A 19,783-nucleotide genomic window follows, 5' to 3' on the forward strand; every position below is an offset into this window, starting at 1 on the left:
CTGATCAAGACCGAAGACCTCCAGAAAACCTACCAGATGGGTTCGGAGCAGGTCCACGCTCTGCGCGGCGTGTCTTTTGAGATCCATCGCGGGGAATATGTGGCCATCATGGGGCCGTCCGGTTCCGGGAAATCCACGATGATGAACCTGATCGGATGCCTCGACACGCCGACGCAAGGCAAGTACTTCCTCAACTCACGCCTCGTGTCAGACATGAACGATGACGAACTGGCCCATATCCGCAACAAAGAGATCGGATTCGTCTTCCAGACCTTTAACCTGCTGGCGCGTGCTACGGCACTTCACAACGTCGAACTTCCGCTGATTTATAACGGCACGCCCGCTCACGAGCGTAAAGAGCGAGCAATCAAGGCCTTACAGTCGGTCGAACTTGGGGAACGCATGTACCACAGGCCGAACGAGTTGTCCGGAGGCCAGCGACAGCGGGTCGCCGTCGCCCGAGCCCTCGTGAACAATCCGTCCATCATCCTGGCCGACGAGCCGACCGGGAACCTGGATTCAGCCACCAGCATGGACATCATGAGACTCCTCGACGAGCTGCACAAGAAGGGTCACACCATCATTCTGGTCACGCACGAGCCGGACATCGCACTGCATGCCTATCGCGTGGTGCGGTTGCTTGACGGCAAGATCGCCAGCGATGAACCAGTCCCGCACGACTGATGTAGTAGACAAGCCCAGGATACCCATAAGCGGGCGGCCTTCAGATGCATCCCCATGAAAGCCGCCCGCTTTCCTTTGCCGCCTCAAACCCATTGGTTCAGGAATACAGAAAACAGGCGACTTTGCCGGTCGCAGTCGACTGAAGCGCCGGGCATTCCTGTCTGCACCTTGCGAACGCTTTCGGGCAGCGCGGATGAAAAGCGCATCCGGGCGGTGGCGCGGCTGGAGAAGGGAGGTCACCGGACAAGACCGGTCTCGAACTCCCGCGCTCGGGATCCAGCTTCGGCATGCTCTCGAGCAGGGCTCGGCTGTAAGGATGTCGGGGTTCGCGGAAAAATGCCTCTGCCGGGGCCTCTTCGACGATCCGGCCCAGGTACATGACGGCCACGCGCGAGCACAGGTATTGAACAACGGAGAGCGCGTGCGAGATCAGAATCAGGGTGAGGCCGAAACGTTGCCGCAGGTCCGCAAGCAGGTTCAGAATCTGGGCCTGCACGGAGGCATCCAAAGCCGAGACCGGCTCATCGGCGACTAGAAGCCGGGGCTTGAGGGTGAGTGCCCTGGCGATGGCGACCCGCTGCTGCTGTCCACCGCTCAGCTCCCTGGGATACCGGTCGATAACGCTGTCGTCAAGCGCGACATCGATGAGCAGCTCCCGCACCCTCTCTTTGCGGCTGATCTCCCCTTTCAGGCCATGAACCTCGAAAGGCTCCGCCAGGATCTCACCTACCTTCATGCGGGGATCGAAAGAGGCAAGGGGGTCCTGGAAGATCATCTGAAACTCCCGGCGACGGGTGCGCAGTTCGACTGGCGCAAGGCGGCTCAGATCACAGCCGTCGAAGCAGATGGTGCCCGCGGCATGTTCCTGCAGAAGCAGAGCGCAGCGGGCGAGGGTGGTCTTTCCGCATCCGGATTCTCCTACCAAGCCGAGCGTATCGCCCTGCTCCACCAGTAGATCGACGCCGGCAAGGGCGTGAACGGCGCTGCCGCCGTGGAACAAGCCGGTCCCAAAGCTCACCTGGAGCCCTCGAATCTCAAGAATGGGTGCCATAAGCGATTTTTAAGAATCTCCACGCAGAGGGCGCAGAAATCGCAGAGAAAAACAGCAGCACCAAAGCAAAGGCTGCCACTGGGAGAACTGAAAATCGGTTTACCTGCGTTCTCTGCGCGTTCCTCGTTGAGGTCTCAACCCTGGGTCAACTTGATGCATGCCGCCCAGTGCTCGCCGGAAAGAACTACGGGCGATGGCACGCTCCGGGAACAGGCTGCATCCGCCCTCGGACAGCGCGGGGCAAAAGAGCATCCGGGTAACTCCTGTCCGCCCGCGGGTGGTGAACCGGCAATGGCGGCCAGCGGTCGCCGATCCCAACGGTGATGCAGGTCCGCCTGGCACTCGATCAGAGCTTTCGTGTACGGGTGCGCCGGTGTCCGAAAGACATCCTGCGCTCTGCCGGACTCCACCAGGCGACCATGGTACATGACCGCCACGCGTTCCGATAGTTCGGAAACCAGAGCCAGGTCGTGACTGATCAGCAGCAGCGCCAGGCCGTAGCGATGCTTCATGCCGCCCAGGAGTTCCAGGATCTGGGCCTGAATGCTCGGATCCAACGCGCTGGTGGGCTCGTCGGCGATCAGCAGGCTCGGCCGGTTGCAGACCGCGATTGCGATGGCGACTCGCTGGCACATGCCGCCGGACAGCTCGAACGGATATCGGCGCAGATAAAACCGCGGGTCAGGGATTCCGGCTTCAGTGAGCAGCGCGGCCGCTCTTTCCCTCGCTCCCCTTGTGCTCAGCGATTGATGAGCGCGCAACGCCTCCATCAGTTGGGACCCGACGGTCAAGACCGGGTTCAGCGCGCCGCGGGCGTCCTGGAAGACCATGCCGATCCTTCCGCCGCGCACTTGCCTCCGGGAGCTCCGGTCCTTGAAGGAAAGCGGCGCACCCTGAAAACGGATTTCTCCCGTATCCATGCGCGCATCGCTGTCCAGCAGGCCGAGTAGTGCCAGCGCGACGGTGGATTTGCCGCTCCCGGTTTCACCGACCAGGGCGAGCGCTTCTCCCGGCGCCAGCTCGCAGGAAAAATCGCGCACAGCGCGGATCGGCCCTGATGCGGTGAGGTAGGATACAGAGAGTCTTTCGACTTCGAGTAGGGGCATATCGATTTTGAGTCTTGGATTGCGGATTTTGGATTTGGTGCGTCAATCCAATATCCGAAATCCAAAATCAGAAGAGCTGGCTCCCCAGGAAGCGGGCTTGACCTCGAAGTTCCTCTTCAATACGCAGCAACTGGTTGTACTTCACCACGCGGTCGGTCCGGCTGGCCGAGCCGGTCTTGATCTGTCCCGCGTTGCAGGCCACGGCGAGATCGGCGATAAATGAGTCTTCGGTCTCCCCGGAGCGGTGCGAGATCACGGTGGTATAGCTGTCACTCTTCGCGAGCTCGATGGTATCCAGGGTTTCGCTCACGGTGCCGACCTGGTTCAACTTGATCAGGATGCTGTTGGCCACACCATCGGCGATGCCGTTCGCGAGGCGCTGGGAATTGGTCACGAAGACATCGTCGCCCACCAGCTGGATCTTCTCGCCGAGTGCCTCGGTCAGGGCAACCCATCCCTGCCAGTCGTCTTCCGCCATCCCATCCTCGATGGATACGATCGGGTACTGCCGGGTCCAGCGTTCGTACAGCTGAATCATCTGGTCGGCGGTCAGGCGGGCGCCGCTGGACTTTTTGAAGAAATATCTTTCGTCGACATACATCTCGCTGGCAGCGACGTCCAGCGCCAGGTAGATCTGTTTGCCCGCTTCGTAGCCGGTCTTGTTGATGGCCTCCATGATCACGTCCAGAGCTTCCTCGCTTGATTTCAGGTTGGGCGCAAAGCCGCCTTCGTCACCTACGCAGGTGGCGTAACCCTTCTTCCTGAGGACCGCCTTCAGGGCATGGAAGGTCTCGGCACCCATGCGCAGGCTCTCGGAGAAGGACTTGGCTCCTGCGGGCACGATCATGAACTCCTGGGGATCGACATTATTATCGGCGTGCGCCCCTCCGTTGAGGATGTTCATCATCGGCACGGGGAGGATGCAGGCATTGGAGCCGCCGAGATAACGATAGAGGGGCATCCCGAGCGTCGCGGCCGCGGCACGCGCCACGGCCATGGAAACGGCGAGGATGGCGTTCGCGCCCAGTTTGCCTTTGTTGGGTGAGCTGTCGAGATTGATCAGGATCTGGTCGACGGCCCTCTGCCGGAAGACATTCTCGCCGCTGAGGGCAGGGGCGATGATGTTGTTGACATTCTCTACGGCACGAAGCACGCCTTTGCCGCCATAGCGCATCCCGTCTCCATCACGGAGTTCTATAGCCTCGTGGACGCCCGTCGATGCTCCGGACGGTACAGCCGCGCGGCCGCGGGCGTTCCCCTCCACCACCACATCCGCTTCGAGCGTCGGGTTTCCTCTGGAATCCAGAATCTCTCTGGCAACAATCGAACGGATAGGACTGATCATTTTGCACTCCGGACAAAGGCGGCATCTGCCCCCGTGGTGGTTTGTACCGCGACGCTGATGTATAGCATAGGAACCGCAACCGATCAAGGAATGCGGCGGGTGACCTCAGCAGCCGCGCACAGCACGAAATTCACGGAAAAGATTCTTCGAGTTTTGGAGGATTATCGCGATTTCGCGGCACTGAAATTGACAGTAGCCAGGGGCTATGCTAGTTTCTGGTCTCATCTGCCGGAGGTTTTCATGAAGCTATCATCCCGGTTAGCGGATGAGGTTACGATTCTTGACGTGGAGGGGAAGATCCTTCTCGGCGAGGGCGACCTTCAGATCAGGCAAGCCGTTGACGAAATGCTGGCACAGGGGCGGAGGAATTTCCTTCTGAACCTGGCCAAGGTTCCCTACATCGACAGCGCCGGTTTAGGGCAGATCATCCGATGTTTCACGGCCATCCGGAAGGCGGGTGGCTCATTCAAACTGCTGTCGCCGAACACAAAGGTAGTCGATCTCCTTACCGTCACCAAACTGGTCAACGTCTTTGACTGGTACAATGACGAGGCCGGCGCCTTGAGCAGCTTCGTGTCCAAATCGGCTTCATGAAGCACTTCGGTATCCGTCGTGTTTAGTTTGATCCACCAGATGTTCGGTAATAGAACACGTCTCTTCGGTAGGGCCTGGATGGCAGCTGTTTTCACCTGGATGGCCGCCTGCCTCTGCCCGCTCTTTCTCGCTCCCGTGGTGTCAGCCCAGGTGTGGGACGACAGCATCGTGGCGAAGCATGTGCGCATCCGCATCCCCGTCGAGCGCCAGTGGCTCGGCCGGGAGACCATCAGCGACCTGGAGCGCTGCTGGGAGTATGTCGATAGCGCCACCGGCGGCAAGCTGCCGAGCCGGGTTTTGATCGTGATCAACTGGCAGGGCGCGCTGGCGACGGTGGACGCCCAGCATGCCACCGTTACCCTCGGCATGGGCGATCCTGCCTCGGCCAGGGACTCCAACGGCTTCCTGCTCCACGGCGCGGCGCGCGAACTGGCCCGCATGGCCTTGATCAATCTGTCCGGCAGCGGCGCTTCCAAGGAGGGAAACCGGTTCCTGCTGGAAGGAATGTCGGAGATGATTGCCCATGACTTCTCCAACACGGTCAAAAGGCTGGGAGCGGCATGGACGATCTGCTACTACCTGGACCGCATGAGTCCCCTCGGATTGGCGCTGCTGTCCACAAGGGCCGAGCTTTCGGGACCCGTCCATGATTTGCGCACTGCGGCTCCCGGCATCACTTTTCTCACCACCTGCCGTGAGCTCTATGGGCGGGAGCGCATGATGAAGCTTTTCGAGTCGCTCTCCAAGAAAGACCTGGAAGAAAGCCTGGCCGATTGTTTCAAGACTCCAGCCTCCAGCCTGGAAAAACAGTGGCTCGCGCGCGTGCGCGGCTACGATCCGGCCGACGTCACCATCACCATGGAGGAAGAGGCGCCCGCGCTGGATCGAGCCACTTTTGTCCCTGATCCCGTCAGGGCAGGTGCGACATTGGGCATGCGGCTCTTCACGCGCGACGGAGCCAACGATCTCTCCCCGTCAGGAATCTTCGTTGTAGACGAATCGGTTGGCCAGGTGCTGCAAGGCCGCCAGGCCGATGCCGCCGGCGGCCGCTGCACTCAGTTCGAATTCCCGATTGATCCGGCGCGCCCGGAAGGACGATATCGGATCCGCGTAGTGGCGGTGGACGAAGGGGGGAACGTCCGCAACTGGGAGGTATTCTACTCTGTTGCGCGCTAGACACTCCGGAATGTGGCGGCAAGCTGCCACACTGCAAAGCATCTATTTCTTTTTCATTTCGGTCACGCGGGCAATCGCTTCTTTCAGGCCGGGCGACGGATTGATGCCGCTGGCTTTCTGGTAGGCGCCCAACGCCTGATCCCACTTCTTCTGCTTTTCGTACAAAAAACCCAGCCGCTGGTAAATGTCCGCATTGCGGGGCAGAAGGCTGAGCGCTTGATTGTAGGCTTTTTCCGCTTCAGGATAGTTGTTCAGAAACAGATAGGCTTCGCCGGTGTTGTAATACACGTAGGCGTCGTTCGGAGTGTATGTCCCGGCCTTGTGCAACAAGTCGATCGCCTGGCTGTACTGTTTGTTGGTGAGGGCTGCGACGCCCTGCCTGAAGTAGGTCTTGCCGAGAAATCCCGAGGTGATGGTTTCCCCGGGCTTCAGTGCCAGTGCCTTCTGCAGCATCTGAACGGCCTCATCCTGGCGATTCAGGTTGTAATAGGCGACTCCGAGTTGAGAAAAATCGACCCAATCGTTTTGCCTGATGCGGATGGCGCCCGTGAGGTCGTCGACTGCCTGGTCGTACTTCTGCTGCCGGTAGTAAACCGCCCCCCTCAGATGATGCAGGTCATAGAGGTCGGCAGGCTCTTTCGCAAACTGCTCCCCCTGGTTGAGGGTCTGGACGCAGTTATCGAGTCTATCGCTGTTGAAGTATGCTTGTGCGAGACCTCGATAGGTGGCGAAGGCTTTGGACTGGAGCTGGACGGCGCGGCCGAGTTCGGAGATGGCGAGAGCGTTGTTTTTCAGGTTCAAATAGCAGAGTCCGGCCAGGCGGTGCCCGGGCTCCCAGTCGGGATTCTTGTCCAGGTCCGGCTTCAACTCCTGAATCGCCAAATCGAATTTTCCTTGATTGTAATAAGCGACGGCTTGCTTCCAATCCGCGACTGCCGGCAGCGCCATGAGCAAGGCGCACACCGTGACTGCGAACCGGCCGACGAAATGCACGTGTCTCATACGCCATTTCCTTCTGCAAGAGCCTATCAGGTAACCATCATTACGGCACTGCCCTCTCTTTATTGAGTTCAAACGGCGCCCGCAAGTTTCAGCAGCACGCGATGGTTCGAACAGCCGATGCTAGAATGTATCCGCAACAATTCGGCAAGTCAAGGTACCACAACAAATTGACGATTGGCGACGGACGAAGCGCGAAGAGGGAAACCGTCTTCGACAATCCTGGACCGCCGCATCCCGGAGGAAATGGTGCTCAGTGGGGGCGAATCCCAAGGCGTTTCAGCTTCTCGCTCAGCGTAGTCGGATTTACCGAGAGCAGTTCGGCGGCTTTCTTCTGATTCCAGTCCGTCTTTTCCAGCGCGGCCAGGATCAATGTCCTTTCGAAATTTCCCACCCGCTCCTTGAGCGGAATGCTGTCTTCGAGATGGCCATCCGGACCCTGGGGCTGGACTGTACTGATATTCCTGGGGAACAGATCTGCCGTTAGGGTATCCCCTGGACAAAGAACGACGGCGCGCTCCATGGCGTTTTCGAGTTCCCGGACATTGCCGGGCCAGCCGTAATCGAGGAGAATCCTGATCGCTGTGGGGTCAAGAACACATGGCCCGCGGCCATTTTCATCGCAATATTTCTTGACGAAGTGGTCGGCGAGCAAAGGAATATCCTCGCTGCGTTCCCGCAGCGGTGGCAGCTTGATCACGATCACGTTGAGGCGGTAGTAGAGGTCGTCGCGAAATGTTCCGCCGGCCACCGCCGCCTGCAGATCACTGTTGGTGGCGGCAATAATGCGCACGTCAACCTTGATGTTCTCCAGCCCACCCAGCCGGCGGAACTCCCGCTCCTGAATCACGCGCAAGAGCTTGGCCTGCATCTCGAGGGAGATGCTCGTGACCTCGTCGAGAAAGAAAGTCCCCCCGTCCGCCACTTCGAACAGGCCTTTTTTGGAGCTGGTAGCGCCCGTGTAGGCGCCGCGCACGTGGCCGAAGATCTCGCTCTCGAGCAGTTCGGAGGGGATGTTGCCGCAGTTGATGGCCACGAAAGGAGCATCGGCGCGGGTGCTTGCGGCATGGATGGCTTTGGCGACCAGCTCCTTGCCGGTTCCGCTCTCACCCTGAATCAGGACGGTGCTGCGCCGGGGCGCGACCTGCGCGATCAGGTCGAAGATCTGCTGCATCGCAGCACTCTTGCCGATGATGTTCCGATAGCTGAAGCGCTGTCGCAGCGAGTCTTTCAGCCTCTCGTTCTCATCGCGCAGGCGGCGCTGCTCGATCGCATTCTTGATCACCAGCAGGATTTCGTCGTTCTTGAACGGTTTGGTGATGAAGTCGAAGGCTCCGAGCTTGGTGGCTTGGACGGCTTTTTCGATCGATGCGAATGCGGTGAGGACTACGGTCTCCGGTGTGCCCTCGATCTTGCGGAACGATTCCAGCACCTGCAGGCCGTCGATGTCAGGCATCATCAGATCCAGCAGGACGACGCCATAATCTCCGCCCCGCACCATGTCCAGGGCCTGCGCACCGTTTTGCGCCAGATCGACGTCGTAGTTCTCCGCGCTCAGCAGCGTGGAAAGGACGTCGCGCACGACCTCCTCGTCATCGACGACCAGTATACGTCCCTTTTTGATCATTCCTGCAACGATTGCCGGGTGGGCAGCTTCAGCCTGAAATGAGTGCCTTTGGCCGGGGCGCTGTCGACGAAAATCCTCCCGCCATGCTCCTGAATGATCCCATAGGTAACGGCGAGGCCGAGCCCCGTGCCTTTGCCGGTGCTCTTGGTAGTGAAGAACGGGTCGTAGATTTTCCTGATGTTTTCAGCGGAGATGCCCGCGCCCGAATCACGGATGTCCACCACTACCATTGTATCATTTTTTGAAGTTTCGACCTTCAGCGATCCGCCGGAGGGCATGGCGTCTCTGGCATTGAGGAACAGGTTGACGAAAACCTGCTGCAGCTTGCCTGCGTTTCCATAAACTCTCGGAATGGACTGGTCGGGGGAATATGTGATCTCGACGTGATTCTGCCTGAACTGGTGTTCCAGCAGAGAGAGGCTCTCCCCAATCAACTGGTTCAGATCCAGGTCCGTGTACTCGCTCCCGTTCATACGGGCAAAGTTCAGGAGCCCGTTGACGATCTCCGCCGCCCGGAAGGTCTGCTTCTCGATCTTTTCCAGGATCGGCTTGCGCACATCGTCGGCGGGAGTCTCCTTGAGCAGCATTTGCGCGTAGCTCGAAATGCCCGTAATCGGCGTGTTGACCTCGTGGGCGATGCCGGCGGCCAGCAGGCCGATGGAGCTCAATTTCTCTGCCTGCAGCAACTGATCCTCGAGCCGCATCTTGTCGGTGATATCGTCCATCACGATCAGGCAGCCGGAGTTCAGGTCCATCGCATCGAGCAGCGGGATAATGCTCATATTGACGATCAGCTTCTGGCCCTTGTGGGTTTGCAGGTACAGCTTGAAGATGTTGCCGGCCGACTTGACATTCCAGCCGGAAGTTCCGGTTACCCGCTGGATCGAGGCGACCACGTCTTTGCCCAGCAGGTTTTCCACACTGCTGCCGGCAATCCGGTTGCGGCCGATCTTGTAAAGCTCTTCAAATGCCCGGTTGCAGGAAGTGATCGTGCCTTTCAAGTCGAGCGCCAGGACGGCGATGTTGATGCTTTCGATGATGTTTTCCGTGTAGATCTTGAGTCGTTCGAGTTCCAGCGCTTTGGTTTCGATCGAGCGGTAGAGATTGGCGTTTTCAAGAGCTATGCTTGCATAGCCGGAGAGAGCATCCAGCAGATCGAGGTCCTCCGTGGAGAAATGCTGGTTGCGCGCGAGTTGCCCCAGGCCGATCACACCGATGCGCCGGCCGCGCAGTCTGAGATCCTGCAGGAAATGGAGTCCTTTCGAAGTCAGAGCGGGATGCGCACGGTGGAGGTGGTTGACACCTTGCGCTTGATCCGAAACGCTCGGCGGCCGATCCGCACCGCCCAGGTCCGCCTCCTCCAGAAGCCAGGTTTCGGCCATGGGCACGTACAGTCCCAAGGCGTCCGCGACGCGATAGCGGCCGGGATTGACCGGATCCGCAAGAAACAAAACCACCTTGTCGATTTGAAAAGTCTTGGCTATCCGCTCGAGGATCCTCCGGGACAGACGCGGCAAACTCATTTCCGTGCTCAACGTCCGCGCGAAATCGAGGAGGCTGGCCCGATCATCAAACTGCTCTTTGTAAAAAATGCGATCCAGACGCGCCTGGATCGAGTTGCGAAGCGGGGCAAACATCATGGCGATCGCCAGAACGGCAATGCAGATGATCACGAAATCTGCGTCAGGCACGATCGACTGCAGCCACCTGCCCAGCACCAGAACAAAAACCAGATATAGGGCAAGCAGGAGCGAACTCGCCACCAGATAGGCGGCGCTGCGCCGCACGATGGCTTCGACGTCCAGCAACCGGTAGTGAAGAATCGCATAGGCGAACGACAAAGGAATCAGGCCCAGAAACAACTGAGAGGCGAGCATCGGGAAACTGGCGCGCACGGCGAACAGCGAAGGCAGCCCGTAAATCAGGACGAAAGGCACTGTGCCGGCAAGCGTACCATAGCTGACCCACTTCATCTGCTGGCCCGTAGTTAGATCCCGGGCTGCCATCTTGCGCCGCAGCAGAATAATCCCCCCGATAAGGAGACCGGCGCACAGGTAGACGAGATGAACGCGGTCGAGAATCCCAAGCGAACGGGCATCGAGCGGCAGGCCCGCGTCTGCCAGATGGCCCGTCATCCAAAGCGCCTGAAGCACTCCCAGTGCGATCATCGGCGCGTAAAGAAGCGGCGCCCTCGTGTGAGCCGGTTTGGGATCGATCGGAAAACGCAGGCAGAAGTGGATGAAAAGCGCCGGAAGCAGCAGCCACGCAGATACCGAGAGAGCGTAGATGGACTGGTCGAACGCGCCCCATCTGGGCGTAAAGCTGTACAGGCAAAGAACAAAAGCAGTCAGGCAAAGCAGGTAAAAATGGAAGGCACGCGAGAGGTTGCTGCCGCGGATCATCACAAATATCCCGATGCCCAGATACAGGAAAGCCAGGGTCGTCCGAAGCCCATCCTTGGGTTGCAGGAAAGACCTGCCAGCCAGTTGCAGCCCTACTTCACGAGTGTCGGAACCGGACAGCAACCCGTAGAGGAGGGACCCGTGCGGCCCGACGCGGTATAACTCGTCAGAATATTCACCCAGGTTGGCAACAGCTTTGCCGTTCAAGGAAATCAGCAGATCCCCCTGCTTGATGCCGGCCGCCGCCGCCGGGCCATCCGGAGCCACTTCGGCTGCCCTTAATCCCGATTCCGACTCCACCCAAAATGCCCCGTCCGTAGCATCAATCCATGATGCCCGATCGCGCAGGTTTAGAATACCGACCGTCACGACGACAAGCGTCAGAAGAGTCATCGCGACGGTCTTGAAAGGCACGGGGAACATGTTCATCTTGAACTCTGGTAACTGGGTAGACAGTCCAAGATAGCGACAAGCAATATTCATACCAAAATGCAACCGGGGATCCGTGCCCACAGTATCCGTAAATATTGAGCCCGCATAACTTACCTGCGCGTGTGCTGCGGAGATCGAGATCTGTGGTGCTGAACCTTCAAGGGTTTGGATTCAAGTCCAACATCTTGGATGCCGGCATCCCCGTCTGGACAAGTATAAACGCTTCGTATAGTTGGCAGCAAGAGACTCGTGAGGCCGAAACGCTGGCACACAACTCCCGTGTCTTTCGAGTTTTTCCCTGAGTGTCGGGGTGTCGCTACTACGTTTCTAGTTGAAATTGAGGTTCAAGCCAAAGCGAAGCGTGCGGGGGTTGCGAGTCAGGGTGAGCTGTCCGTCCGAGGTAGGAATCATGCTTCTACCCTGATCGAACGGATTGCGCAGGTCAATCAGAGCCTCCCAGTGCCCGGCGTAGCCCATGAACTCGGGGAGTGGGATCGCCTGCCGCAGGGAGAAGCTCATGCCCTTGGTGAAGATATCCAATTTGTCGGCAAAAAGGTCGATCGGGCTGATCGGGTTTCCAGGGTACCACCGCAGGGTTGCCTGCACATGCGTCCGTGTCTGCGGGATCTTGGCCTCCAGCTGGCTGGTAACGGAGTGATAGTAGGAGCGGTGGACAAAATCCAGCAGCCGGTTCACCATCAGGTCGCTGGATAACGGTGTATCGGGGCTGGAAAGACCGGATGCCGTGCCGTAGTCATAGGTGATCGAGCCGCGCACCGAATCCATGAGCATGCGCGCGATCTCGACTCTGAGTCCCTGCTGAGAATCCTGGTCGCCACGGAGTTGCGCCGCACACGACTTCTTGCCGCTCTTGGTGTTGACAGTCATCAGGAACGGTGTGCCTGGTCCGTCGGCGCGGTCGCGGTACACCGACAGTTCCACGGATGTGTCTTCCGCCAGTTTCTTGGCCACGGACAGCTCGGCGTGCCTGACCTGGCTGATGCTGATTTTGTTGTCGATCTTGGATATGGAAGCGGGCTCCATCAGATTCACGCTGTCCCCGTCCGGCAGTTCGATGCTGTTGTTGTAACTTGTGCGTCGGGACGTCATCAAAGCCCGGAGCAGCCATCCTCGTTGTGGCGTTACGACGAGCTGGAAATACGGGCTCCAGAGGTTTCTTGTGGATCCGTAGTTGATGCGGGACAGGTCCAATCCATATTCCACTGCCAGGGTATTCAAAAATTCGTTGCTGGCTGCGATGCCCATCGCCAGCGTCTCAACTCCCGAATCACGCCGCGCCGGATCCTGGCTGAAGAACTCGTCCGGACGCGCCATCGTTCCTGCGCTCAAGCGATTGAGATTCATGCGCCCGTAACCCACCGAAAACTTTATGTCCCTGCTCGGATCCGGATTGTAGTGGAATGTATTGCGCACTCTCCACAGCGAGTCATAACCGGATGTGAGCTGGCCGGAAAAGATCATACGGCTGTGCAGGCTGACGGGTTCCGAAAAGGCGAAGTTGGAGACGATGCCCGCATCACCCTGGCTCGGGAAAGCCGCATAGTTGTCTCCGCCCAGGAGCGCGCTGGAAGCGACATTCAGCGCGCCGTTTCGATGAAATATTTCAGCGCTCTCTCCCCGTGTCGCCGTTCCGGGCAGGCCTCGGAAAATCAAGCGGCGATCCGACGTGCTCCGCATTACCGTCTTGAGGTCCCAGTTGCGGGGATCGTTGCGCGCGGAAATGAAGTCGAGGAACTCCAGCATGACAAAATTGATCGTTGTGGTCCTGCCGGCATCTATGGTCACGCGAGGTGTGTTGAGCGCCTGGTAGCCGTTCCGACTCACCCGCAGTGAGTACGAACCGGGAGCGATATCGTTCAGGCTATAAATCCCGTGCAGATCGGATTTGGTGAGGGAAATAACGGCGCCGCGGTCATCCTGCCTGAACAGCGCAACGACAGCGCCGATCAGTCCGCGGCCGTCCTGTGCCATGACTGTCCCCGCGAGAGATCCGTTCCCTTTGCCCGCCATCGCAGACGGGACCGCTGCCATGGACATGAAGACGACTATCAAAGGGAGAACGAGGGGAGAGCGTCTCATGAATCTCTGTCCTGCCTGTCTGGTGCCATAAGATCCGCATCAGACCAGATCTGGCAGGAGAGTATCATGAGGATAGTGCGATGTCAACAAGCGCAAGTCATTTGGCCATTTCGGGTAAGCGGCGGCAGCGGACCGGCTTTTCCGCAGTCTCGATATGCGCCGAACCAGGAAGTGCGCCGGCTGGCATTGCATGACCATGGACGCGGGAATCCCCTGTCATTCCGCGCGCGGGGCAGGACCGAGATCGGAATAGAGGATGCTGACGCTGCAGCGAACGGTGCCGCGCGGAACGGTGTCCAGAACGATGCCGCCAACGGTAAGAGTCTGTCCGGCCGCAATCGTTTCCGGCACCAGCTGCGTGCGGGTGTCCAGAAGCTTCCCGCCGCTGCCGAGGCAAGAGACCTTCAGCATCACACCGTGGTAGGCAACCTTGCCGCGGTTGTGGATCACGACCTGACCAACGGCGCCCGGCGCGGGAGTCTTGGTAGTAATCTCCAGGCGTGATTCCGCCGCATCAAGGTCGCTCGGGGCGATCACGCGCGTGAAACTTGACTTGGCCGTCTTCACGATTTCAGAGGGGGCTGCGGCCAGTCGGGTTTCTTCCTTGCGCCCCTGGATGATGAGCCACACGAGCACAGTGCCCAGCATCAAGGTCAAACCCCAAAAAATCGACTTTCTAAACATACGTGTTCCTCATGATCCGATGACGAACCAAGAGGGGAAATGACTAATTACTCAATTTTCGTTCGCCACTCGTCACTCGTCATTTTTTTCAGGATGGGCACTTTTGTCCAGACGATTTCACCCTGGACGATGGTGGCCAGACACTCGCCGGCCCCTTCCAGGATCTGTGCCGTTACGTTTCTGTCGCTCAGGCCATCGGGCAGCCGGAGCACCGTCATATCAGCCCAATAACCCCGCCGCAGGCGGCCCAGCACTCCGCCGAAATCAAGCGCAACCGCGCCGTTCAACGTTGCCATGCGGATGATCTCGTCGCACTTCAAATCCTTCCGGTTCCGGAACAGAAAGCGCATCTCGTCCAGAATGCTGAGCGAGTCGGTACTCGCCAGCGAATCGGTGCCGAGAGCCACGTTGATGCCCATGTCGAGCAACCGCCGCACCGGATGCGGCTCGTGGCCGAAAAAGGCGTGGCTGCGCGGGCAGTAGACGACGCTGCAGGACCGGCTCAGGATACGCGCCATCGAATCCTCATCCAGATAATTGCAGTGGATCAGGATGGCAGGACGCTCCAGGACACCCAGTTCTTCAAGGTAAGGAACAGGAGCCAATCCGGGCGGAGACCATCGTTCGGGCAACACTCCAAGACCGGACAGGAACTCCACGAACTCCCCCATCCCGGATCTCAAGAACTCCACCTCCTGCATTGTCTCTGCGACGTGGGCTGCAAATCGGGAGCCCCGGTCACGCACAAGTTCCGCCACTGCGCGAAACAGGTCCGGAGAAACGGAATAGAGTGCGTGTGCCGACGCGCTCGAAGACAAATAGCCGTCAGTTTCCACGCGTTCGAGCCGCGCCTGCAGGCGGGAAATGGCCTCGTGCGCTCTTTCGGGCTGGAGCGCAGTCACTTCTTCGAAAACCACTTTTCGCAACTTTTCAGGCTTGAGCGCCTCCCAGCTGAAGCCGCTGGCCGAGATGTCGCCCGCCAGGGTAGTGCCGGAAGCCAGGGAGAGTTGCGCCCCCTTTCGTGTCGATTCGAGGTAGTCCTCCTTCGTCCACTCCTGCCTTCCCGTCATCACTGCCGAAAGCCAGCCGGTAAAGGAGGTGCTCCGGTCGGCCAGCTTGCGCATCCGCGTCAGTTCCAGGTGGGAGTGAGCGTTGACCAGACCAGGAAGGATAATGGCTGAGCCCCAGTTGACCACTCTGGTCTCCAGATTCGGGGGCGGGCTCTGCCACGGCTCCAGCCTCGAAATGCGGCCCGGGTCGGATACATGAACCGCAGCATTGCGCAGCAGCATGCCCGCCTCAGCCAGGACGTACTTAGCGGTGTGGACGGTTCGAATCATTTTTCAAGGTTGCGTGATAATCCAGAATTAGAAGGGCGCAGACACGAAGGGCCCGAGTGGGGTACCAAGGGACCAGGCGCTCCAGCTTGGCTGGACTTTGCTCTATGGCCGTAGCCAGCAATCCTGACGCCCCCGCTCTAAGGGTCCAACCGCGGGTACTTGGATCGGGCATCACCCTCTCGGGCCGAATCTAATTATATCCCCAAGGCAACCCTGCTTTCAACTCATATGATTTCCCGACCTCCGGCTTCCGACCACAGTCACATGTCATCACGGTAACTGATGCGAAGTAGGGTGTGGATTGCGGGAGTCTTCTTCTGTCCCATGACATTTCCGCGATGCAGCCAGGCGCCGATGGTCGGAAGCCGGAAGCCAGGGGCCGGAGGTCGGGATTTTTCAAGCATTTCGTGGTTTCCTGAGGCAGTTCGACAAATGAATCTTTGCTTGGACAAGCAGTTCGGGTTCAGTATAGTGAAGCTGTAACTGATTTGCGGTCAGGTTGGGGCTTGCGGTTTACTATCGGATGAGGAACGTTCATGGCAATTCTGCTACGCGAATCGGATGTACAAAAGCTCGCCAGCATGGAGATGGCGCTCGAAGCCGTGGAGGAAGCGTTCCGGCTGCAAGGGGATAAGAAGACAGATAACGTGCCCAGGCGGCGCTGCCGCATCGTGCGGGGTATTCTGCACGTGATGAGCGCATCCCTGCCGACCCTGGGTTGGGCCGGGCTCAAGAGCTACACGTCGGTTGAAGGCCAGGTCAGATTCCACGTTATTCTTTACAGCGGCGAAGACGGCCAGCCACTGGCGGTGATCGAGGCCGGTTTGCTGGGCCAGCTGCGCACCGGGGCGGCAACCGGAGTAGCCACCAAGTACATGTCCCGGGCTGGAGCTTCCAGGCTTGGAATCATCGGCACCGGGCTTCAGGCTCGCTCACAGCTCGCCGCTGTCTGTGCAGTCCGTCCTATCAAGAACATCTTGGCCTATGGGCGCGACGAAGAGCGCCGCCGGAGATTCTGCAATGAAATGAGCGAGATGCTGGGAATTCATGTGGAGGCCGCCTCCGAACCTGCGCAGGCAGTCAAGGATATGGACATCGTCGTTACGGCCACTAACTCGAAGGAGCCCGTGTTCGGCGGAGAATGGCTGGCCCCGGGAACGCATCTGAACGCGGTTGGCTCCAACCATCTGAGCCGGCGTGAGCTCGATGTAGAGGCCGTGCGCCGCAGCGCTTGCGTGGTAGTTGATTCGATCGAACAGGCGCTCATCGAGTCGGGAGACCTGATCAGCGCGGCGGAAGCGGGCGCATTCTACTGGGAAGATGCGCGGGAACTTGGCCTGGTTGTAATCGGGGACTTTCCAGGGCGGGAGGACGATAACGAAATCACACTCTTCAAGTCCAACGGCATAGCTCTCGAGGATGTGGCACTCGCGGGCCGAATCTATCAGGCTGCCGTGAAGGCCGGCATCGGCGAGCCCCTCCCACTCTAGGCGAAAAGCGGGCATAAGGATACATCCCGATTTTGGATCTCAGATTTTTGATTTTGGAGTCTGAGATTCAGTTCTTGACGAGTTTCAGCCGGCGCCAGAGCCAGAACCCGCAATCCAAAATCGGGATGCCCTTTTCCGGCCGGCGGAATTATCCATGATTGTCATGAAGTTCGGCGGAACTTCCGTCGAAGACGCGAACTCAATCGAGCGGGTCGCTGAAATCATTCGGGATCGTCTGCCTTGGAAGCCCGTGATCGTGGTTTCCGCCATGGGCAAAACCACGCGCAAGCTGCTCCGGGCGGCGACAGCCTCGGCCGCGGGAGACAGCCGGATCTGTGCCTCCCTGGTTGTGGATCTCAAGGCGCGGCATAAGAGCGAGGCGCGCCGCCTGGCCGGAAACGGGAGCGCCGTCTTCACCCGTATCGATGAATACTTTGGCGAGCTCGGCAAGCTGCTGGAAGGCCTGGCGATCCTTGGGGAGGTGCCCCCGCGCGGGCTGGACAAGATTCTATCCTACGGGGAACTCATCTCGTCGGCTATCGTCGCCGACGCGCTGTCTGCGCGGAGCATACCGGCCCATCTGCTTGACGCGCGGGAGTTGATAAAGACCAACGACTGTTACGGCGCTGCTGTCCCGTTTTTTGACCTCACGAACCACAACATCTGTTCCCGGGTGACTCCCTTGCTCGAGAGGGGCGAGGTTCCCGTTATCCAGGGCTTTATCGGCTCAGCGCGCAACGGCGCCACCACCACGCTCGGTTTCGAGGGATCTGACTACACCGCAGCGATCGTGGGGGCTGCGCTGGAGGCCTCCGACATCCAGATCTGGAAGGACGTTTCGGGTTTGATGACCGCTGATCCGGCTCTATTCGCGGGTGCGCGCACGGTAAAGTTGTGCTCCTACGCGGAGGCAGCCGAGCTCACCTACTTCGGCGCCAAGGTACTTCACCCGAAGGCGATCTATCCGGCAGCGCAGAAGGGCATTCCGGTGCACATATACAACTCGAAACGCCCGGAAGCCACCGGAACCTCTATATCGGCCACGGTGCCGGCGTGCACCAACCTGATCAAGTCGATCGCCTACAAACGGCCGGTCAAAGTCCTCCATGCCAATGCAGGCCAAGGAGTGGATGGTCCGGGAGCCCCCGGGATACCTGACTTTCTGCAGACCGTGCTCCAGGCCTGTGCGCGTCAGGGGATCCAACCGCTGATGACCACGGCATCGGCTTCCTGTGTGGCTCTTGTGTTCGACGCAGACTCCTTGGGAGAGGAGCGTGAACGTGATCTGCTCCAGGAACTCTCACGCCTCGGCCACTCCCGTGTCGAGGGAGGAAGGGCAGTCATATCTCTCGTCGGCAATGATTTTTCCCGCGATGCGGGCGTCGCGGGACGCGTTTTGAAAGCCGTTGAGGATCTCCAGCCCGGGATAGTCATGCACGGAGCGTCGCCAATCATGATGAATCTCGTCGTCGGCGACAGCCAGGTGGCAGATATTGTCGCCCGGCTCCACGAAGCATTTTTCCAGCAACTGGACCCCACGATCTTCGAATAAGCATGAAATGCGGCGGCTGATGATGTCGGGCCTGTTATTTTTGAATGGCCCCGACAAACGCCAGCGGCTCGCCCGCGCTGATCGGAGGGGTGCTGATAATGTAGAGCACCTCGCCGGCGAACGGTGCCCGGAGCTCGTAGATCTGTTTGCCGAAAAAGTCGGTTACAACCCCCAGGAGCGCTCCCTTCTCGACCATCTGGGTTTTCTGCACTTTCGGGAAGAAGAGCCCCGCCTTATCCTGGGAATTCGCAGGGAAATAGAGCACTTCAGCCGGGTCATACCAGGTGATCTTGGCCGGCGACTCAACCTTTCCGTCGACCATTTTCAGGTAGCGCATCAAGTTCAGCACCCCGCTCTCGATGGCGGTGATTTCGCTTTCGTCGCTCGACACACCCATGCCCCCGGATTCGATCGTGAGGCCCGGTTTCCCAAGTGTCATGGCTGTGTTGGAACAATACTTGGCGTCTTTGGGATTGGTGGGCCGGCTGCGGTCGATCACGATGTTATTGAGACCGAAGACAATGGCCATCTGCCTTGCAGGCTCGTCCACTTTCGGGTTGCCGATGGGATTCCAGTAGCTGTAAGGACGGAGCGACTCGTTGCCGTCGCCGCAGTGCAAGTCCACCAGATAATCCGTGCGCTCGATCACCTCCTTCGTGATCACATAGGCGATGCGCTCAGAGATGGTTCCGTCGATGTTTCCCGGATAGACCCGGTTCAGGTTCTTTCCGTCAATCGGGCTGTAGTAGATCGTGCGCTTCATAAAGGAGGGCAAGTTCGCTACATGCACGATGACCACTCGTCCCTTCAGCTTCTGGGGCTCAATACGTGAGAGAAGTCGCTGCGTGGCCAGGATGGGCGGGTACTCGTAGCCGTGATTTCCGGCTATGACGGCGAGGGCCGGACCCCGGGCGGCACCGTTGATCACCGTTACCGGGATTTGGGTCTCGCCGTCCATCCCGCGCGGGACGGTCAGGAAGCCGGACTGCATCTGGCCCGGCGGCACTTGGAGGGATCCCACCTTAAATGTCTGTGCCGGCAATATGCTGCAGGAAAGCGCAAGTGCGACCAGCAGGATGGCGAATATTTCTGCACCGAGATGACTGTGATCCATAACGGCCCCCATTAGAATAGTTTCAGTTGGGTACCTTCTATCACCAAGTCGCGCCCGGGCGCCATAGTTGATTTACCTTTTAGTTTC

Annotated in this window: 15 protein-coding genes and 1 pseudogene; 5 read left to right on the forward strand and 11 right to left on the reverse strand. The window is 59.1% G+C overall.

The genetic code is table 11. From position 1 onward, the window contains the following. Positions 1-684 (forward strand): ABC transporter ATP-binding protein, encoded by a 684-nt coding sequence (locus LAP85_00635; GenBank protein ID MBZ5494881.1) that lies wholly within the window; start codon positions 1-3, stop codon positions 682-684. Between the two features lie 40 nt (positions 685-724). Here LAP85_00635 and LAP85_00640 read toward each other — a convergent pair. The 3 genes and pseudogenes from LAP85_00640 to eno form a co-directional block, all read right to left on the reverse strand. After that, positions 725-1,735 (reverse strand): annotated as a pseudogene (locus LAP85_00640) (ATP-binding cassette domain-containing protein). Positions 1,736-1,869: 134 nt separating this feature from the next. Beyond that, positions 1,870-2,841 (reverse strand): ABC transporter ATP-binding protein, encoded by a 972-nt coding sequence (locus LAP85_00645; GenBank protein ID MBZ5494882.1) that lies wholly within the window; start codon positions 2,839-2,841, stop codon positions 1,870-1,872. 67 nt (positions 2,842-2,908) lie between these two features. Further along, on the reverse strand, positions 2,909-4,183 hold the full coding sequence (eno, locus tag LAP85_00650; GenBank protein MBZ5494883.1) for a phosphopyruvate hydratase: 1,275 nt from the start codon (positions 4,181-4,183) through the stop codon (positions 2,909-2,911). Between the two features lie 243 nt (positions 4,184-4,426). On the opposite strand from eno, the gene LAP85_00655 reads away from it, so the two are divergent. Both LAP85_00655 and LAP85_00660 read left to right on the forward strand, forming a co-directional pair. Then, a complete protein-coding gene (locus LAP85_00655) occupies positions 4,427-4,780 on the forward strand; it encodes an STAS domain-containing protein (protein MBZ5494884.1) in 354 nt (117 codons plus the stop codon). A 78-nt stretch (positions 4,781-4,858) separates the two neighbouring features. Beyond that, complete coding sequence (locus LAP85_00660) at positions 4,859-5,956, forward strand: hypothetical protein (GenBank protein MBZ5494885.1); 1,098 nt, start codon at positions 4,859-4,861, stop codon at positions 5,954-5,956. A gap of 42 nt (positions 5,957-5,998) precedes the next feature. On the opposite strand, the gene LAP85_00665 is transcribed toward LAP85_00660, so the two are convergent. The 7 genes from LAP85_00665 to LAP85_00695 form a co-directional block, all read right to left on the reverse strand. Next, positions 5,999-6,958 (reverse strand): tetratricopeptide repeat protein, encoded by a 960-nt coding sequence (locus tag LAP85_00665; protein ID MBZ5494886.1) that lies wholly within the window; start codon positions 6,956-6,958, stop codon positions 5,999-6,001. Between the two features lie 250 nt (positions 6,959-7,208). Continuing rightward, the gene (locus LAP85_00670) at positions 7,209-8,582 is read right to left on the reverse strand and encodes a sigma-54 dependent transcriptional regulator (protein ID MBZ5494887.1); all 1,374 of its coding nucleotides are present in this window, start codon (positions 8,580-8,582) and stop codon (positions 7,209-7,211) included. Beyond that, a complete protein-coding gene (locus LAP85_00675) occupies positions 8,579-11,413 on the reverse strand; it encodes a PAS domain S-box protein (protein ID MBZ5494888.1) in 2,835 nt (944 codons plus the stop codon). The genes LAP85_00670 and LAP85_00675 overlap by 4 nt, the downstream gene beginning before the upstream one ends. A gap of 330 nt (positions 11,414-11,743) precedes the next feature. Beyond that, positions 11,744-13,516 (reverse strand): carboxypeptidase-like regulatory domain-containing protein, encoded by a 1,773-nt coding sequence (locus LAP85_00680; GenBank protein ID MBZ5494889.1) that lies wholly within the window; start codon positions 13,514-13,516, stop codon positions 11,744-11,746. A 216-nt stretch (positions 13,517-13,732) separates the two neighbouring features. Further along, positions 13,733-14,200 (reverse strand): hypothetical protein, encoded by a 468-nt coding sequence (locus LAP85_00685; protein ID MBZ5494890.1) that lies wholly within the window; start codon positions 14,198-14,200, stop codon positions 13,733-13,735. A gap of 47 nt (positions 14,201-14,247) precedes the next feature. After that, on the reverse strand, positions 14,248-15,540 hold the full coding sequence (locus tag LAP85_00690; protein ID MBZ5494891.1) for an amidohydrolase family protein: 1,293 nt from the start codon (positions 15,538-15,540) through the stop codon (positions 14,248-14,250). Between the two features lie 260 nt (positions 15,541-15,800). Then, complete coding sequence (locus LAP85_00695) at positions 15,801-15,944, reverse strand: hypothetical protein (GenBank protein MBZ5494892.1); 144 nt, start codon at positions 15,942-15,944, stop codon at positions 15,801-15,803. Positions 15,945-16,076: 132 nt separating this feature from the next. On the opposite strand from LAP85_00695, the gene LAP85_00700 reads away from it, so the two are divergent. Beyond that, complete coding sequence (locus LAP85_00700; GenBank protein MBZ5494893.1) at positions 16,077-17,030, forward strand: ornithine cyclodeaminase family protein; 954 nt, start codon at positions 16,077-16,079, stop codon at positions 17,028-17,030. Positions 17,031-17,184: 154 nt separating this feature from the next. Then, positions 17,185-18,582 (forward strand): aspartate kinase, encoded by a 1,398-nt coding sequence (locus LAP85_00705; GenBank protein ID MBZ5494894.1) that lies wholly within the window; start codon positions 17,185-17,187, stop codon positions 18,580-18,582. Positions 18,583-18,616: 34 nt separating this feature from the next. Here LAP85_00705 and LAP85_00710 read toward each other — a convergent pair whose 3' ends face one another. Next, positions 18,617-19,696 carry a succinylglutamate desuccinylase/aspartoacylase family protein gene (locus tag LAP85_00710; protein ID MBZ5494895.1) on the reverse strand — a complete coding sequence of 360 codons (1,080 nt, stop codon included), beginning with the start codon at positions 19,694-19,696 and terminating at the stop codon, positions 18,617-18,619. Between the last annotated feature and the right edge of the window lie 87 nt (positions 19,697-19,783).

The organism is Terriglobia bacterium (assembly GCA_020072565.1).
Taxonomy (GTDB): Bacteria; Acidobacteriota; UBA6911; order UBA6911; family UBA6911; genus JAFNAG01.

Bases quoted from the DNA above. Each gene is read 5' to 3' on its own strand.
- LAP85_00645 (MBZ5494882.1), bottom strand. From the start codon at position 2,841: ATGCCCCTACTCGAAGTCGAAAGACTCTCTGTATCCTACCTCACCGCA.
- LAP85_00655 (MBZ5494884.1), top strand. From the start codon at position 4,427: ATGAAGCTATCATCCCGGTTAGCGGATGAGGTTACGATTCTTGACGTG.
- LAP85_00660 (MBZ5494885.1), top strand. From the start codon at position 4,859: ATGGCAGCTGTTTTCACCTGGATGGCCGCCTGCCTCTGCCCGCTCTTT.
- LAP85_00665 (MBZ5494886.1), bottom strand. From the start codon at position 6,958: ATGAGACACGTGCATTTCGTCGGCCGGTTCGCAGTCACGGTGTGCGCC.
- LAP85_00670 (MBZ5494887.1), bottom strand. From the start codon at position 8,582: ATGATCAAAAAGGGACGTATACTGGTCGTCGATGACGAGGAGGTCGTG.
- LAP85_00675 (MBZ5494888.1), bottom strand. From the start codon at position 11,413: ATGAACATGTTCCCCGTGCCTTTCAAGACCGTCGCGATGACTCTTCTG.
- LAP85_00680 (MBZ5494889.1), bottom strand. From the start codon at position 13,516: ATGAGACGCTCTCCCCTCGTTCTCCCTTTGATAGTCGTCTTCATGTCC.
- LAP85_00685 (MBZ5494890.1), bottom strand. From the start codon at position 14,200: ATGTTTAGAAAGTCGATTTTTTGGGGTTTGACCTTGATGCTGGGCACT.
- LAP85_00690 (MBZ5494891.1), bottom strand. From the start codon at position 15,540: ATGATTCGAACCGTCCACACCGCTAAGTACGTCCTGGCTGAGGCGGGC.
- LAP85_00695 (MBZ5494892.1), bottom strand. From the start codon at position 15,944: ATGCTTGAAAAATCCCGACCTCCGGCCCCTGGCTTCCGGCTTCCGACC.
- LAP85_00700 (MBZ5494893.1), top strand. From the start codon at position 16,077: ATGGCAATTCTGCTACGCGAATCGGATGTACAAAAGCTCGCCAGCATG.
- LAP85_00705 (MBZ5494894.1), top strand. From the start codon at position 17,185: ATGATTGTCATGAAGTTCGGCGGAACTTCCGTCGAAGACGCGAACTCA.
- LAP85_00710 (MBZ5494895.1), bottom strand. From the start codon at position 19,696: ATGGATCACAGTCATCTCGGTGCAGAAATATTCGCCATCCTGCTGGTC.